This window comes from Micromonospora sp. WMMA1363 (assembly GCF_030345795.1).
Lineage (GTDB): Bacteria > Actinomycetota > Actinomycetes > Mycobacteriales > Micromonosporaceae > Micromonospora.
Window position 1 is genome coordinate 2,230,940 of the sequence record NZ_JAUALB010000001.1, and the last position, 16,488, is coordinate 2,247,427.

Annotated in this window: 9 protein-coding genes; 1 reads left to right on the forward strand and 8 read right to left on the reverse strand. The window is 73.2% G+C overall.

Annotated elements, in window-relative coordinates; translation table 11 throughout:
* Positions 1-6: 6 nt before the first annotated feature.
* Positions 7-894, forward strand: a complete 888-nt coding sequence (locus tag QTQ03_RS10135) for an aldo/keto reductase (protein WP_289277771.1) — start codon at positions 7-9, stop codon at positions 892-894.
* A 52-nt stretch (positions 895-946) separates the two neighbouring features.
* On the opposite strand, the gene QTQ03_RS10140 is transcribed toward QTQ03_RS10135, so the two are convergent.
* From QTQ03_RS10140 to gltB, 8 genes are all read right to left on the reverse strand, one after another.
* On the reverse strand, positions 947-1,732 hold the full coding sequence (locus tag QTQ03_RS10140; RefSeq protein ID WP_289277772.1) for an esterase/lipase family protein: 786 nt from the start codon (positions 1,730-1,732) through the stop codon (positions 947-949).
* Positions 1,733-2,118: 386 nt separating this feature from the next.
* Complete coding sequence (locus tag QTQ03_RS10145; protein WP_289277416.1) at positions 2,119-3,534, reverse strand: IS1380 family transposase; 1,416 nt, start codon at positions 3,532-3,534, stop codon at positions 2,119-2,121.
* Between the two features lie 119 nt (positions 3,535-3,653).
* Positions 3,654-4,589, reverse strand: coding sequence for a sensor histidine kinase (locus QTQ03_RS10150; protein WP_289277773.1), 936 nt, complete (start codon positions 4,587-4,589; stop codon positions 3,654-3,656).
* Positions 4,590-4,591: 2 nt separating this feature from the next.
* A complete protein-coding gene (locus QTQ03_RS10155; RefSeq protein WP_289277774.1) occupies positions 4,592-7,138 on the reverse strand; it encodes an FtsK/SpoIIIE domain-containing protein in 2,547 nt (848 codons plus the stop codon).
* 294 nt (positions 7,139-7,432) lie between these two features.
* Positions 7,433-8,230 carry an SGNH/GDSL hydrolase family protein gene (locus tag QTQ03_RS10160; RefSeq protein ID WP_289277775.1) on the reverse strand — a complete coding sequence of 266 codons (798 nt, stop codon included), beginning with the start codon at positions 8,228-8,230 and terminating at the stop codon, positions 7,433-7,435.
* A 177-nt stretch (positions 8,231-8,407) separates the two neighbouring features.
* Positions 8,408-9,859, reverse strand: a complete 1,452-nt coding sequence (locus tag QTQ03_RS10165; protein WP_289277776.1) for an MFS transporter — start codon at positions 9,857-9,859, stop codon at positions 8,408-8,410.
* Between the two features lie 200 nt (positions 9,860-10,059).
* The gene (locus QTQ03_RS10170; RefSeq protein ID WP_289277777.1) at positions 10,060-11,577 is read right to left on the reverse strand and encodes a glutamate synthase subunit beta; all 1,518 of its coding nucleotides are present in this window, start codon (positions 11,575-11,577) and stop codon (positions 10,060-10,062) included.
* The gene (gene gltB, locus QTQ03_RS10175) at positions 11,570-16,369 is read right to left on the reverse strand and encodes a glutamate synthase large subunit (RefSeq protein WP_289277778.1); all 4,800 of its coding nucleotides are present in this window, start codon (positions 16,367-16,369) and stop codon (positions 11,570-11,572) included. Before gltB ends, QTQ03_RS10170 begins: the two co-directional genes overlap by 8 nt.
* Positions 16,370-16,488: the final 119 nt, after the last annotated feature.

A 16,488-nucleotide genomic window follows, 5' to 3' on the forward strand; every position in this document is an offset into this window, starting at 1 on the left:
CAGGCGATGGCGAACGACGGGGGCACACCACCCGCGAAGGCCTCCGGCACGTACCGGATCGGCGGCGATCTCCAAGTCGACCGGCTCGGCTACGGAGCCATGCAGATCACCGGCCCCGGAGTCTGGGGCGATCCGAAGGATCCGGCCGAGGCGGTCCGTGTCCTACGCCGGGCCATCGACCTCGGAGTGACCTTCATCGACACCGCCGACTCGTACGGCCCGTTCGTCAGCGAGATGCTGATCCGGCAGGCCCTGCACCCGTACGCCGACGACCTGGTCATCGCGACCAAGGCCGGGCTGACCCGCCCGGGTCCGAGCGACTGGCGGCCGGTCGGCCGCCCGGAGTACCTGCGCCAACAGTGCGAGCTGAGCCTTCGCCACCTCGGCCTGGACTGCATCCCGCTCTACCAGCTACACCGGGTCGACCCGACGGTACCGCTGGCGGACCAGCTCGGCGAGTTGGCGCTGCTCAGGCAGGAGGGCAAGGTCCGGCACATCGGCCTGTCCGAGGTGACCGTCGAGCAGATCGAGGCCGCCCGCGCGATCACCCCGATCGTCAGCGTGCAGAACCTCTACAACCTGACCGACCGCGGTGCCGAGGACGTGCTCGACCACTGCGAGCGCAACGACCTCGCGTTCATCCCGTGGTTCCCGATCGCCACCGGCGACCTGGCGCGCCCCGGCGGCCCGCTGGACGCCGTCAGCACCGAGCACGGCGCGACCCCCGCGCAGCTCGCCGTGGCCTGGCTGTTGCGCCGGTCGCCGGTGATGCTCCCGATCCCGGGCACGTCCTCGGTGGCGCATCTGGAGGAGAACGTCGCGGCGGCCCTGGTGCGGCTCACCGACGACGAGTTCGCGACCCTGGCCAAGGCGACCCTCGCCAAGGCGACCTGAGACGTCGGCCCGGGGCGGCCGGCGGACGCCGGCCGCCCCGGGTGGGTGTCCGCTACACCGCGAAGCAGTTGGGTCGGATGGCCGAGTCGCGCAGCGCCTGCCGGATCACCGTGTAGGTGGTGCCGTCCAGCGCGAGCCCGAGGTGCCCGACCAGTCGCAGCGGGCACCACGCCTGGATCAGCACGTTGGTCGCGCCGTCGGCCAACGCCGCGTTACCCACCGGACGGACCGCTTCGTCCTGCCAGGTGCGCACCGTCGTGTACCGGACCGCGCCGGGAGTGTCGTCACCCGCGTTGAGGTCGGCGAGAAAGTCCGAGCCGATCGCCATCTGCTGACAGGCGACCACCCCCGCGCAGCTGCCGAGCCCGAGAAAGGCGAGGATGTTCGCCAGGTACGTCCCGTACTGCGGGGCTCCGAGGCTGACGTACCGGCCGATGGCACCGGTGCCGCCCAGCCGCTTCAGGTAGTAGCGGGCCACCAGGCCGCCCTGCGAGTGGCCCACGACGTCCACCGCCGTCGCCCCGGTAACGGCGCGGACCTGGTCGACGTACCCGGCGAAGTCGCGGGCGGAGGTCGGGATGTCGCCGAAGCCGAGCCCCGGCAGTTCGTAGATGAAGGTTCGGAAGCCGTCGCCACGCAGGCGGGCGGCGAGCGGCTCGTAGGCGAACGCGAAGCCACTCGTGCCACCGACGATGATCACCGGGTTGGCGACGGCGACGCCCACGGATCGGTCGGGCACGGCGACCTCACCGGCGGGCGCCGCGGTGGCGGCCGCCGGGACGGCGAGCGCCGCGGCGAGTGCGGTGGCGAGCACGGCAGCGGTCTTTCGGAGCAGCATGGCTGCACCTCCAGGTGATGGTGGTGGGTGCGGGTGCGGGTGTGTCCGATCGACCGGTGCGAACGATGATGCGTCCTTTGATTCAGATTCGTCAATGCCAAGTTACGCATCAGTAACCCGTTGTTCCATCAGAGGTGCATTCCGGCATTCCGGCTGCCACTCGTCCACAACCGAGAGTTGGGCGCCCGGGCATGCCTTGCCCGGTACCCTCGGCGGGCCGCCGCCGTCCTCAGACCCGGATCCACGGATAGCGGAGGCGTGATCGCTACGCATCGGTGATAGGCGATGGGTGGTGTGGTGTTTCGGTGGGTGGGCATGCCGGTTTCCCGGGTGGCGCCGGGTTCGCTGGTCTCCGTGGGCTGGGACATGGCCGATGGGCCGAGTGGTCAGGTCCAGATGGGTAGCCGGCGGAGCCGGGCCAGGACCTGAGCCAGTAACTGTTGCCTCGGGGGTAGCCGTAGGGTGACCTGCCGGGCGTGGCGGACCAGCCGGGCGGGCACGGTGATCAGCCGGTGGCGCAGGGTGCCGAGGTGGTTGCGGCCTCGTCCGTCGCCGTCGTCGAGGCCGGCCAGTTCCTGCAGCCAGGCGGACAGGTTGACGGCCAGCAGCGCCCCCCACATCCACACCGTGTTGGCCGCCCGGCTGCCGGAGGGCAGGTGCCGCAGCGCGGCGCCGTGCTTGGCATCCCGGATGCGATCTTCGATGTCGGTGCGCATCCGGTGCCAGGCCTCCACCGCGACCGTCTTCGCCGGGGTGGACACATCCAGGTTGGTGGCGATGAACGAGTACGCGTACACGTGCCCGACCAGGCCGTCCAGGGCGAGCGTGAGTTGAGCTTTGGGGATGGTGCGCCGGCGGCGGGCGCGTGGGTCGGCCGAGATATCGGTAGCGTGGACCTTGACCCGCCGCACCACGGTCATGGTGGCGGGTGGCCAGCCGGCCGGTGCGTAGTCGCACACGGCGACCTGGGCGCCTTTCATCCGTTCGGCTTTGCGCCATGCATCGTCGGGGATCGCGGCCGCGGCTCGCCAGACCGCGGGGTTGCGGGTCACTCCGAGGGAAAAGTCGCAGCCGGCCTCCACCGCGGCCTGCGCGATGTCCTTGGCGAAGTAGCCCACATCGCCGCGGACCTTCGGCCGGGCGGTGACCCCGGCCGCGTTGAGGGTGGCCACGCTGCGTTCGATCAGCGAGCCCGCTCCCGGGCGGGGGTCTTCATCACCGGCGAGGAGGTCCGCGGCGGTCACCACCCCGGCCTCCGCCCACGTGGCCACGTGCGGGCGCCCGGCCCGGGCGCCCTTGTAGCTGTAGGCGATCCCTTCCTTCTTGGCCCCGTACACCTCGACGTCGGTGCCGTCCAGGTCGATGGTGGCCCCACCGGTGCGCAGCACCGCCCGCCGGGCGGCCGGCAGCAAACCGACAACCCGGCAGGCGATCTCCCCGATGCCTTCCTCGATACCAGCCACCTGCGCCGGACCGAACCGAGACGCCAACTCCACCGCGGTGCTCGCCGCCGGCGTGGGCACCGCGGACAACGCCTCACCCGCCGTATCGGCGCGGCGGCGATCCAGACCCACCCAAAACTGCGCGCCGCACATCTGCGCCTGCGCCACCGCGACCAGGAACTCTCCGCCGGACAATCCTCGATCCCGCTGCTTGATTCGGCCCACGGCGTCGTCCAGCGCGGCGGTCACGCCCAGCCGGCCGACCAACTCGGCCACCGCCACCACACCCGAGACCGGCGTCAGCGACGCGTCCGGTGCGCCAACACGGACACGACCTGCCAAACCAGGTATCTTCTTCACCGAACGGGTGTCCTTCCCACAGCGGCGGATTGGTGTCTCGACAACCCCAATCGTCCCTGCTGGCAAGGCATCCGTTCATCTATGCCACGCGGTGGCATATCCCTATCCGCGGATCCGGGTCAGAAGACGGCGCGGAAGAGCAGCAGGTAGCCGCAGTAGGCGAGCGGAAGGGCGAGGAAGCAGACCAGGATGCCCAGCACGGGGTAGCGGGCCGGCATCCCGGCCGCGATGGCGGGCCTTCCCCAGCGGCCGAGTACCAGCCAGCCGGCGATCAGCGACACCGCGGGCAGCCCGGCACACGTCCAGGCGTACAGCGTGCCCAGGTCGACCACCCCGACACCGGAGGCGAACACCATGACCAGCATCAGAACCACGCTCACGCTGGCGCAGCCGAGGTAGACCGCCGTCGCCCGCGCCACGGGCGACCAGGTCGGCAGCAGCGGCGGCCGCTGGGCCAACAGCTCGGCCTGCCGGCCGTACCGGTCGGCCTCGTCGGCGTAGCGCCGGGCCCGCTCCAACTCCGTCGCCGGGTCGACCGCACCGGCGCGCGGGCCGGGCACCCCGCCCGCCCCCGGCATCGCCAGCGCCGTCTCCCCGCCCGGGCCGCCCCCCGGCCGCCCGGGCGTGGTGGCTGTGCCGGTCGCCCCCGCCCCCGGTCCGGCGTGAGCGCCCCGGTGCGCGGCCGGCCACCCGGGATCGGGCGACGCCGGCGGGCCGCCTGTCCCCGGCGGCGACGCCCACGCGTCCGCGGTCGACCCCGGCGGCCCCACACGTCGCCCGGCGGCCGATGCCGGGTCCGGCGGCCCGCCGGCCGACCCATTCCCTGGTGCGACCGGTGAGCCCCGGTACGGCGGCTCGGCCGGTGGTACGACGCCGATCGCGCGGCCGAGTTGGTCGAGGCGCTGTCCCTGCGCGGTGAGCCGGTGCTGGAGCGAGTCGACGGCGGCGTGCAGGTCCCGTCGGCGCTCCGCCTCCACGGCGGCGCCTCGCTCACCGGCCCGGCGCTGCTCGGCGAGCAGCCGGGCCAGCGCGGCGTAGTCGGCGAAGGCGGGCACGCTCAGCCCTCCCCGTCGTCGTCGGCGGGCTGACCGTCCCGCGCGAACGGCACGATCAGCCGGGTGCGCTGGTCGTGCCGGTCGACCAGCAACGCCCGGTCAGCGCGCGGCTGGTAGCTCAGGTCAGGCACACCCAGGTGCAGCCCGAGGTCGGCGCCGGGCACGTTCAGCGCGACCAGGCAGGTCACGTCGTCGCGATTCTGCGTGCCGCCCAGGTCGTCGGCGAGCCGACGCAGCCCGCGCCACCAGCCGAGCAGGTGCACCCCCTGCGCGGGTCCCTGTCGCAGCAGCTGCCGCAGCTCGTCGTGCCCGCTGCGGAAGGTCGCCGGGTCGGTGCTGCCGAGCACGGTGCTGGCGGCGTCCATCCCGAACCCCACAAGGTAGGTGCGGGCGCCGGACGACGCGCCGCCGCCGTCGGTCGACGCTGCCGCCAGCTCGGTGATCCGGTCCCGCAGGGCGGGTGCGTCGACACGGTCGACCGGATGACCGGCGGCGGCGAGCACGGCGGCGGTGTCCTCGGCGGCCGGATCGGCGGCGGCGACCAGCGGGGCGAGCAGGAACCGCGCGGTGCCCGGGGCGTGCTGGCGGGCCAGGCTCAGGGTTGCCGCGCGCAACACCTCGGCGCCGGTGGCGGCGGTGCCGAGGACAGCGAGGTGGCGGCCGGGCGTGGCGTCCAACAGGAACAGCGCGGAGGTGCCGGCCACGTCGACCGTGCGGCCGACCAGGGCGAGGGGTCTCCGGCCACCGGGGCGCAGCCCGGTGAAGGTGGGATCGTCCTCCAGCCGTGCGGTGTCGTACCCCTTGAACACCGACGGGGGCCGTGCGCCGGCGGGGCGGGCCCGCCACAGCTCGTGGCGCAGCTGGGCCAGGTCAGCGGCGGCGGCGTGGGCGTCGGGGAAGCGCACGACGGTGTCGGCGCCGGGCGCCCCGGCGGCAGTGTTCAGCACGGCCGACCCGACCGGCAGGGTGGCCGCTGCGTCGTTGCGCGGGTCAAGCACGCCACTCCCCCCGGGCAGCGCCGCCCGGAGCGCGAACTGACCGAAGATCGCCTCGGCCCGGCCGTAGAGCGCCTCGATGCCGGTCGTGCTCTGGCTGGCCAGCACCAGGTGCACGCCGTACGAGCGGCCCTTGCGGGCCAGTTCCTCCAGCAGGTCGACCGACTCGCGGGCGATGGCGTCGTTGCCGGTGAGCAGCACATGGAACTCGTCGACCACGGTGACGATCCGGGGCAGGGGCGACTCACGGGGCAGGTCGGCGAGCTTGGTGACGCCGTGCCGCTTGAACGTGCCGGCCCGAAGGTGCAGCTCCCGGCGCAGTTCGCGGAGCACCGCCACGCCGTACTCCCGGTCGGACTCGATGCCGACTGCCCGCGCGTGCGGCAGCCACGACGGGTCCCGTCCGGTGGGAACGAACTCGGTGAAGCTCACCCCCTCCTTGAAGTCGAGCAGGTAGAGCTGCAGTTCCGCCGGGGAGTAGCGGGCGGCCAGCCCGTAGAGCACGTCGAGCAGGAAGACCGTCTTGCCGGCGCCGGTGCGCCCGCCCACCAACCAGTGCGGGGTGGCGTCGTCGAAGGCCACGGTGACCGGGTCCCGGCCGGCCCAGCCCAGCTGGGTACGCAGTCCGGACGCGGACGACCCGACCCAGCGCCGCTCGGGCAGCAGATCCGCGAAGCGCAGCGCGGCGCCCTGCCGGACGGCGGCGCCCAGGTGCTCGGCGAGGGCGGCCACCGACGCGGCCGGCGGGTCGCCGTCGAGGCGAACGGGTACGGCCAGGCCACTGCCGTCGGCGCTGAACGCCGCGCCGGGCGGATCTCCGACGTGGGCGTGCTCCCCGGTCATCCGGACGGTGGTGGTGGCACCCAGCGTCGGTGCCTGCGCACTCCCGGCGAGCAGGACGCACACCGCGGCGGCCGGTCCGGCGTGGGTGAGCGCGGCGAGCCGGGCCGCCTCGCGGGGCGGTGGCAGGGACGCGGCAACCACCAGCAGCAGCTCCTGGTCCGCCCGGTCGGCGGCGCGGGCCGCCCGGGCATGCGCCTCGGCGGCGTCGAGCACCGCGGTGACCTCGGCCTCGGTGGTCGCCGGCGGGTCGAGCACGCCGGCGTCGAGCAGCGGGCGCAACGGCCCGAAGGTGGCGCCGAGCGCGGCCGTGTCGAGACCGGCCACCCGAACCCCGGCGGGCGGGGCGGTGGCCAGCAGGCGGAGCACGACGGCGCGCAGCAGCCCGGCGACACGCGGGTCGCGGGCGTCGACGTCGACCGCGAGGTGGTGGCCGCTGCCCAACGGGACGACAACCGGGAAGGCACCGTCCGGCTCGGCCGCGTCCCCGAGCCGTACCGGCGCCGGGCCGGCGACGAGCGGGGCGGCGCCGGGGGTCGGGGTGGCCAGTGTGTCGCCGAGCCGCGCGAGCCGGGCGAGCAGGTCGGCGACGCCGGCCGGGGCGGCCGGGGCGGCCGGGGCGGGGGCCGCGGCACGACGGGCGGTGTCGAGGTGCGCGCGGGCCGCGCGGTGCGCCGCGACCGCCCGACCGTACGCCGACGTGAGTCTGCCCACCCTCGTTGTCGCTCCCGTCGCCTCGCCCGTCCGGTCCGCCGAAACCCTAACCGACCTCGGTGACGAGGGGACAGTCCGAACGGGACGCGGCCCGGCGACGCGGCGCCACCGCCCGGACCGTCGTCACCGCGTCATACCGAGGCTCACCCCGGTTCCGACGGGATGGGGCCGGCGAATCCGAGCCACTCGGTGGCGGACCAGGTTCGCCGTTCGAATTCGCCGCGTGTGTCGGACCGGCCGCTGGCCGGGCGGCCGGGTTGCCCGGAACGGACCCACCGGCGGCCCGGGGTGCGGTCAGCTGGTGACGGCGTTCAGCGCCGGCAGGTAGCCGTGGCGGTAGCCGTCGGCGTCCGGGTGGTACGCCTCGATGACCCGGGTGACGTCCCAGATCCACGGGTCGGAAGCGCAGACGCCGTGGCCGGCGAAGTAGGGGCGGGTGTCGGCGAAGGTGGCCCCGGCGGCGGTGGCGCGGTCGGCGATGACGGCGGCCAGCACGTCGGCGGCCTCGTTGAGGAGGGTCCGCTTGTAGGTGCTCATCGCGAACAGTCCGCAGTAGGTGGTCTCGAACAGGCGCGGGTAGCCCAGCACGATCAAGCGGGCGTTCGGCGCGCGGGTGCGGATCGCCGCGTACGTCGCGTCCAGCCGCCCCGGCAGGGTGGTGGTGGCGAACGACTTGGCGTTGTTGACGGCGTTGGTGCAGCTCGACGTACTGCCGAACCTACAGGTGATCATCACGTCGACGAAGCCGGCGTCGTTACCGCCGATCGTGATGGTCACCAGAGTGGTGCTGGTGCTCAGCGCGTCCACCTGGCTGTTGATGACGTCGCCGGTGACCGCACCGCCGCAGGCCGGGAAGGCGAAGCTGGTCACCGAGTTGGCGGCGGCCCACAGCGGGGCGTACGACTTCTGGCTGCGCAGGCAGCCGGACCAGTCGTAGGGACCAGCGCCGACGCCGGAGGAGTACGAGTCGCCGAGCGCGACGTAGTTGATTGTCGCGGCCTGCGCGGTGCCGGGGACGAGCACCGCGCCGGCGACGGCGGTGAGGACGGTGACCAGCGCGGCCAGGGCGCGGGCCAGCGGACGGTGTGGCATGGGGGACCTCCACAGGACAGGGGTGGTGGAACCCGACGACCGCGCGCGTGGCCAGGGGTACAACGGTTGTTACCAGTCAGTAATGCTATCGAGATGTCTGGATAAAGTGAACAGTTGTGGGGAGACGACGATCGGGAACAGCCCTCCGTCACCGCCGCGGCGGTCGAACCCCCTCCGTCACCGGCCCGGAAGCGACCGGCCAGCGCCGGCACCGGCCCGGTTGCGGGGGCGCGACGTCGCCGGCCGGCGCAACGCCCACCGGGATCCCGCGCCCCGCATGGACGGGACGATGCGCAGCACCGCCGGACGCACGACCCGCGGCACCGGACGGACGACCCGGGCTGCGGACGTGACCACCCGGCGAGCCGGACGCCGCGCCACCGAGACGGCCAGCACCCGCGCGACCCGATGCCGCAGTCGGCGCTCCCGCAGGCGGTCGAGGACCACCCCCGCCACGACGGTGGCCAGCACCGTGACGACACCGGCCAGCACCAGGGTCTGCCGGGGGCCGACGTGCTCGGAGAGCCAACCGAGCAGCGGCGCCCCGACGGCGGCGGACACAGAGCCGGTCACCGCCAGCGCGCCGAGCACCCGCCCACGCATCGCGTAGTCGGTGTCGAGCTGGGCGCGGGTACCGACGGTGGTGTCGATGACCACCGCGGCGGCGGCCACCGGGAGGATCACGGCGGCGAAGCTCAGGGTGCTCGGTGCCAGCCCGGCACCGACCTGCAGCACGCTGGCCAGCAGCCCGGCGCCGATCAGCACGCCGTAGCCCAGATGACGACGGCGCGCGGCCACGAGCGCACCGAGCACCGTACCGACGGCGAATGCGGTGGACAGCAGCCCGTACCCGGCGGCGCCGCCGCCGAGCGGCCCGTCACTCATCGCGGCCATCGTCACCTGGTAGTTGCGGCCGAGGCTGCCCAACACGAAGGAGAGGGCCAGCGCCACCAGCACCACCGGTTGCCGCAGCAGGTAGCGGAAGCCGGCTCGGATCCCGCCGACGCCGGGTGTCGCCTCGACCGGCTCCACGGCGTACCGGTCCCGCTCGTGAACCGCGCACAGGGCCACCACCACCGCGACGAAGCTCACGGCGTTGACGGCGAACAGCAACGCGGGCCCGGCGACGGCGACCACGACCGCGCCGGCGCTCATGCCCAGGATGCGCCCGGCGGAATTGCTGAGCGAGCCGAGGGCCAACGCGTTGCCGAGGGTCTCCCGGTCCACCAACGTCGAGGCCCAGCGGCCCATCATCGGGCCCTCGACCGCGGACACCGCGCCGGAGGCCAGCGAGATCGCGTAGATGGCTGGAAGCCCGCCGGCACCGGTCACGGCCACCAGGGCGAGCCCGGCCGCGAGCGCCGCGTGGGCAGCCTGCGCGGCGATCAGCAACGGGCGGGCCGGCAGCCGGTCGGCCAACGCCCCGCCCCACGCGCTGAGCAGCAGGGTCGGGACCGCCTGGAGCAGGATGGCGAACCCCATCGAGGTCGCCGAACCGGTCTCGGCAAGCACGTACCAGTTGACCCCGAGCACCTGCATCCAGGTGCCGATCACGGAGACGAGCCCGGCGACCGCCCAGATCCGGTAGTTGCGGTGGCGCAGCGCCGCGAAGGTGGCTCCGAACGCCACGAAGACCTCCCGACCAGGACAGCGGCAAACGAAAACCGGACCCACACAGGTCCGGCCGGCCACAAGTCTGACCGGCGTGAACCGCCTCCGCCCGGGTTCGTGAGGGGGTTCACCAGCGGGGTCGGACAGGCCACCGCACTCGGGCCGGAACCGGATGCCTGACGACGCCCCGGTCCGCCGGAACCCGGGCGTCGGTCAGCTCAGCGGGCGGCCAGCGGCTGCGCGCCCGGGTGCACCGGTGCAGGCAACGACCCCGCACCGCCCAGATACGCGTGGATGGCGGCGGCCGCCGCCCGGCCCTCGGCGATCGCCCACACGATCAGCGAGGCGCCGCGGTGCATGTCGCCGGCGACGAAGACCCCATCGGCGTCGGTCTGCCAGTCCGGGCGGGCATCCACCGCGCCGCGCACGTTGCGGGACACCCCCAGCTGGTCGAGCAACGGCTGCTCCTCGGTGCCCTCGAAGCCGATCGCCAGCAGCACCAGGTCGGCCGGCAGCTCCCGCTCGGTGCCCGGCAGCACGGTGACGACGCGCCGGCCGTCCCGCTTCTCCACGGTCACCTCCGCGATGCGAACCGCCCGCACGGTGCCGGTGCCGTCGTCGACGAACTCCTGCACGGCGACGGCGAAGATCCGCTCACCGCCCTCCTCGTGGGCCGGGTACTCACGCAGAACCCAGGGCCAGGTCGGCCACGGGTCGCGGGCCTCGTCCCGGGCCCCGGGCGGCTGCGGGTAGAGGTCGAGCTGGTGGACGCCGGCCGCGCCCTGCCGGTGGGCGACGCCCAGGCAGTCCGCCGCCGTGTCGCCACCGCCGATGATGACGACGTGCCGGCCGGCCGCGTCGATCGGCGTGCCGTCGGGGAGCGTCGCCGGTGCCGGGCGGCTTTCCCCGGCGGCGGCGACCACCCGGTTGGCGGCGACGAGGTGCTCCATCGCCTGGTGGACACCGCGCAGTGCCCGGCCCGGCGTCTGCGGGGTTTCCCGGCCCGCGAGCGCGCCGCAGGCAAGCAGCAGCGCGTCGTGCTCGGCGCGCAGCTGCGCCGCGGTCACGTCGACGCCGACGTTCACCCCGGCACGGAAGCGCACGCCCTCCGCGACCAGCTGAGCCAACCGGGCGTCGACGTGCCGCTTCTCCAGCTTGAAGTCGGGTATGCCGTAGCGCAGCAGGCCACCCAGGGCGTCGTCGCGCTCGTACACGGTGACGGCGTGACCGGCGCGGGCCAGTTGCTGTGCGGCGGCGAGCCCGGCGGGACCGGAGCCGACCACCGCGACGGACCGTCCGGACGGCGCCGGCGCCGGGCGGGGCCGAAGGCCACCACGGGCCACCGCCGCGTTCGCGATCTCCACCTCGACCTGCTTGATGGTCACCGGCCGCTGCCCGCCGAGGCCGAGCACGCAGGCCGCCTCACAGGGCGCCGGGCAGAGCCGACCGGTGAACTCCGGGAAGTTGTTGGTGGCGTGCAGCGACTCCACCGCGGCGTCCCAGTTGCCGGTACGGACCAGGTCGTTCCAGTCCGGGATGCGATTACCGAGCGGGCAGCCGGCTACGTCGCTGTGGCAGAACGGGATGCCGCAGTCCATGCAGCGGGTGGCCTGCTCGCGGATCAGCTCCTCGCCGGCCGGCGGGTACACCTCGCGCCAATCCATGATCCGCACTGGCACCGGCCGACGCGCCGGCAGTCGCCGGTCGTAGCGCAGGAAACCGTTCGGGTCAGGCACGAGCCACCTCCTGAGCGGCCCCCCGCGGGACGGGCGGCACCGGCACGGACGAATCGGACGGCGCCGAGTGCGCCGCTGAGGCGGCCGGTGCCGCCAGTGCGTTCATCACCGCGTCGTCGACGTCGTGGCCGGCGGCTTCGGCGGCCCGCATGATCTCCAGCACCCGACGGTAGTCCCGGGGCACCACAGCCGTGAACTCCTCCACCGCCTCCGGCCAGCGCTTGAGCAGTTCCTCGGCGACCGCCGAGTCGGTCTCGGCGAAGTGTCGCTGCACCAGCCCGTGCAGCACCGCCCGCTCCTGTTCGCGCAGCGGCGTCAGGTCGACCAGCTCCGTGTTCACCCGGCGGCGGTCCAACCGCCACACGAACGCGCTTCCCCCGGACATGCCGGCGGCGAAGTTACGCCCGGTTGGACCGAGTACCACGACCGTGCCGCCGGTCATGTACTCGCAGCCGTGGTCGCCGACGCCCTCGACGACCGCCACCGCGCCGGAGTTGCGCACCGCGAAACGCTCCCCCACCCGACCGCGCAGGAACACCTCGCCCGCCGTCGCGCCGTACAGGATGGTGTTGCCGGCGATGATCTGGTCCTCGGCCCCGGAACCCGGGCGGGCGTCAGCGCCCGCGAACGGCGCGGCCTCGTCCGGTCGGACCACCAGCCGGCCACCGGAGAGGCCCTTCCCGACGTAGTCGTTGGCGTCGCCGTACAGCCGGAGGGTCACCCCGCGCGGCAGGAACGCGCCGAACGACTGGCCGGCGGTGCCGCTGAGATCGAACTCGATGGTGTCGGCGGGCAGACCGGCGCCGCCGTGCCGCCGGACCACCGCGCCGCCGAGCATCGCGCCGACGCTGCGGTGCTCGTTGCGCACCGGCACCTCGACGCGGACCCGGGTGACCTGTCCGACGTCCCTCGGCTCGGCACCGGCCGCCTCGTCCTGGGACCCCGCGGCGCGCAGCGCGGGCTCGGCGAGCGCGATCAGCTCGTTGTCCAGCGCCAGCTCCAGGCCGTGGTCCTGGGCGCGGACGCCGCGCCGGGCGGTGCCGGCGGGCAGGTGCGGCAGGTGCAACACCGGAGCAAGATCGAGACCGGCGGCCTTCCAGTGGTCGATCGCCGGGGTGACGTCCAGCAGCTCGGTCCGCCCGATCGCCTCGTCGATCGAGTGTAGGCCCAGCTCGGCCAGGTATCCGCGGATTTCCTCGGCAAGGAAGAGGAAGAAGTTCTCCACGAACTCCGGCCTGCCGGTGAACCGCTCACGCAGCACCGGGTTCTGGGTGGCGATGCCGACCGGACAGGTGTCCAGGTGGCAGACCCGCATCATCACGCAGCCCTCGACGATCAACGGCGCGGTGGCGAAACCGAACTCCTCGGCCCCGAGCAGCGCCGCGATCAGCACGTCCCGGCCGGTCTTGAGCTGGCCGTCGACCTGCACCGTGACCCGGTCCCGGAGCTTGTTCAGCAGCAACGTCTGCTGTGCCTCCGCCAGACCCAGCTCCCACGGCGTACCGGCGTGCTTGAGCGAGTTCAGCGGGGACGCGCCGGTGCCGCCGTCATGGCCCGAGATGAGGATGACGTCGGCCTTGAGCTTCGCCACGCCCGCCGCGACGGTGCCCACGCCGACCTCGCTGACCAGCTTGACGTGCACCCGCGCGGACGGGTTGACGCACTTCAGGTCGTGTACGAGCTGAGCCAGGTCCTCGATGGAGTAGATGTCGTGGTGCGGCGGTGGGGAGATCAGGCCGACCCCCGGCGTGGCGTGCCGGGTCCGCGCGATCCACGGCCAGACCTTGTTGCCAGGCAGTTGGCCGCCCTCGCCGGGCTTCGCGCCCTGCGCCATCTTGATCTGAAGGTCGTCGGCGTTGACCAGGTACTCGGTCGTCACGCCGAAGCGACCGCTGGCGATCTGCTTGACCGCCGAACGGCGCTCGGGGTCGGACAGCCGCTCGACGTCCTCGCCGCCCTCGCCGGTGTTGGACTTGCCGCCGAGGCGGTTCATCGCGATCGCGAGGGTCTCGTGCGCCTCGGCCGAGATCGACCCGTACGACATGGCGCCGGTGGCGAACCGCTTGACGATCTCGGCGGCCGGCTCGACCTCCTCGATCGGCACCGGCGGGCGGACCCCGGCGCGCAGGGTGAACAGACCCCGCAGCGAGCCCGCCTTCGCGGCCAGCTCGTCGACCTTCGCCGTGTACTGCCGGAAGATGTCGTACTGGCGGCTGCGGGTGGCGTGCTGGAGCAGGAAGACGGTCTGCGGGTTGAACAGGTGCAGCTCGCCCTCGCGCCGCCACTGGTACTCGCCGCCAACCTCCAGCCCGTCGGTGGCCACCGCGCCCGGCGCCGGCCAGGCGCGGGAGTGCCGGGCGGCCACCTCGGCGTGGATCTCCCCCAGCCCGATGCCACCGATCTTGCTCGGGGTACCTCGGAAGTAGCGCTCGACCAGGCGGGCGTCCAGCCCGACCGCCTCGAAGACCTGCGCGCCGCAGTACGAGGAGACCGTCGAGATGCCCATCTTGGACATGATCTTCAAGACGCCCTTGCCGAGCGCCTTGACGTAGTTACGCACGGCCTTCGCGGGTTCCACCCCGGCCAGCTTCCCGGTGGAGATCATGTCCTCCACCGACTCGAAGGCCAGGTACGGGTTGACCGCCGCCGCGCCGTACCCGATCAGCACAGCCGCGTGGTGCACCTCCCGACAGTCACCCGACTCGACGATCAGCTCCACCTGGGTACGGGTCTGCTCACGGATCAGGTGCTGGTGCACCGCCGCGGTGAGCAGCAGCGCCGGAATCGGCGCGAGGTCGGCGTTGGAATCCCGGTCGGAGAGCACCAGGATCCGGACGCCGTCCTCGATCGCCTCGGAGACGTGCCGGCAGATCTCGGTCAGCCGGGCCTTGATGCCGGCCCCGCCCTCACGGACCCGGTACAGACCGGAGACCCGGACCGCCTTGAAGCCGGGCAGGTCCCCGTCCTCGTCGATGGAGAGGATCTTCGCCAGCTCGTCGTTGTCGATCACCGGGTACGGCAGCACGATCTGCCGGCAGCTCGCCGGGCCCGGGTCGAGCAGGTTGCCCTCCGGGCCGATGGTCGACGCCAGGCTGGTCACCAGCTCCTCGCGGATGGCATCCAGCGGTGGGTTGGTGACCTGGGCGAAGAGCTGGTGGAAGTAGTCGTAGAGCAGCCGCGGCCGGGTGGACAGCGGCGCGATCGGCGTGTCGGTGCCCATCGAGCCGATCGGCTCGGCACCGGCGCGCGCCATCGGCGCGAGGAGGATCTTCAGCTCCTCCTCGGTGTAACCGAAGGTCTGTTGGCGGCGCCGGACCGAGTCGTGGGTGTAGACGATGTGCTCGCGGGCCGGCAGGTCGGTCAGCTCGATCAGGCCGGCGTGCAGCCAGTCGGCGTACGGCCGCGCGGCGGCCAGCTCGGCCTTGATCTCGTCGTCGTGCACGATCCGGCCGGCGGTGGTGTCGACCAGGAACATCCGTCCCGGCTGGAGGCGCCCCTTGGCGACCACGGTGGCCGGGTCCAGGTCGAGCACGCCCGCCTCGCTACCGAGCACGACGAGTCCGTCCGAGGTCTGCCACCAACGGCCCGGCCGTAGGCCGTTGCGGTCCAGCACCGCGCCGACGATCTCGCCGTCGGTGAACGCCACCGACGCCGGTCCGTCCCAGGGCTCCATCAGGCTGGCGTGGAACCGGTAGAAGGCGCGCTTGTCGGCACCCATGTCCGGGTCGTTCTCCCACGCCTCCGGGATCATCATCAGCACCGCGTGCGGCAGGCTGCGCCCGGACAGGTGCAGCAGCTCCAGGACCTCGTCGAAGTTGGCCGAGTCGGACGCGGCCGGGGTGCACACCGGGAAGATTCGGCGGAGGTTGCCGGGCAGGTGACCGCCGGCTACGCCGACGGCTGAGGAGGCACCGGTGAGCATCGACTCTCTTGCCTGCATCCAGTTGCGGTTGCCCCGGATGGTGTTGATCTCACCGTTGTGTGCGATGAAGCGGTACGGGTGCGCCAGCGGCCAGGACGGAAAGGTGTTGGTGGAGAAGCGGGAGTGCACCAGCGCGATCGCGCTGGCCACGCGCTCGTCGGTCAGGTCCGGGTAGAACTCGGGCAGTTGGTCCGGGGTGAGCATGCCCTTCCAGACCATCGTCCGAGCGGACAACGACGGGAAGTACGCCGGCACGCCACGCTCGTCGGACTCCCGTTCGGCCTGCTTGCGGATGCAGAACGCCACCCGATCCAGCTCGATGCCGGCCAGCCGCGAGCCGGCCGGGCCGGCCGGCGAGTCGGTGAGCCGGTGCGCGGTGAGGAAGAGCTGCCGCACCCGCGGCATCGCCGCGAGGGCCGTCGCTCCGAGGCCGGACGGGTCGACCGGCACGTCCCGCCACCCGAGCACATCGGCGCCCTCCACCAGGGCGTACTTCTCGACCACCCGACGGGCACGGGCCTCCGCGCCGGCGTCGTCCGGAAAGAAGACCAGGCCGGTCGCGTACTCGCCGGCCGGCGGGAGCGGAAAGTCCACCGCCGCGCGCAGGAACGCGTCCGGCACCTGGATCATGATCCCCGCACCGTCACCCGTGTTCGGCTCCCCGCCCCGGGCACCCCGGTGGTCCAGCCGGCAGAGCGCGGCGAGCCCGTTCGCCACGACAGTGTGCGACCGCCGGCCCCGCAGATCCGCCACGAAGGCCACCCCGCACGCGTCGTGTTCGTACGCGGGGTCGTAGAGACCGACTGCGGGCGCTCCCGGGCCGCCGTGCTGGACCTGCTGCGAAGTGTTGTGCGGGTACGGAAAGGCCACCGGGCCTCCTGTCGTCACTCAGGTTGAATCTCGGTGGGGGACGACGTCGGCCCTCGGGGGTCACTTGAGTCTACGTTAGGGGGGACGGCGCAAGGCCAGTGCAGATTGATCACACCTTC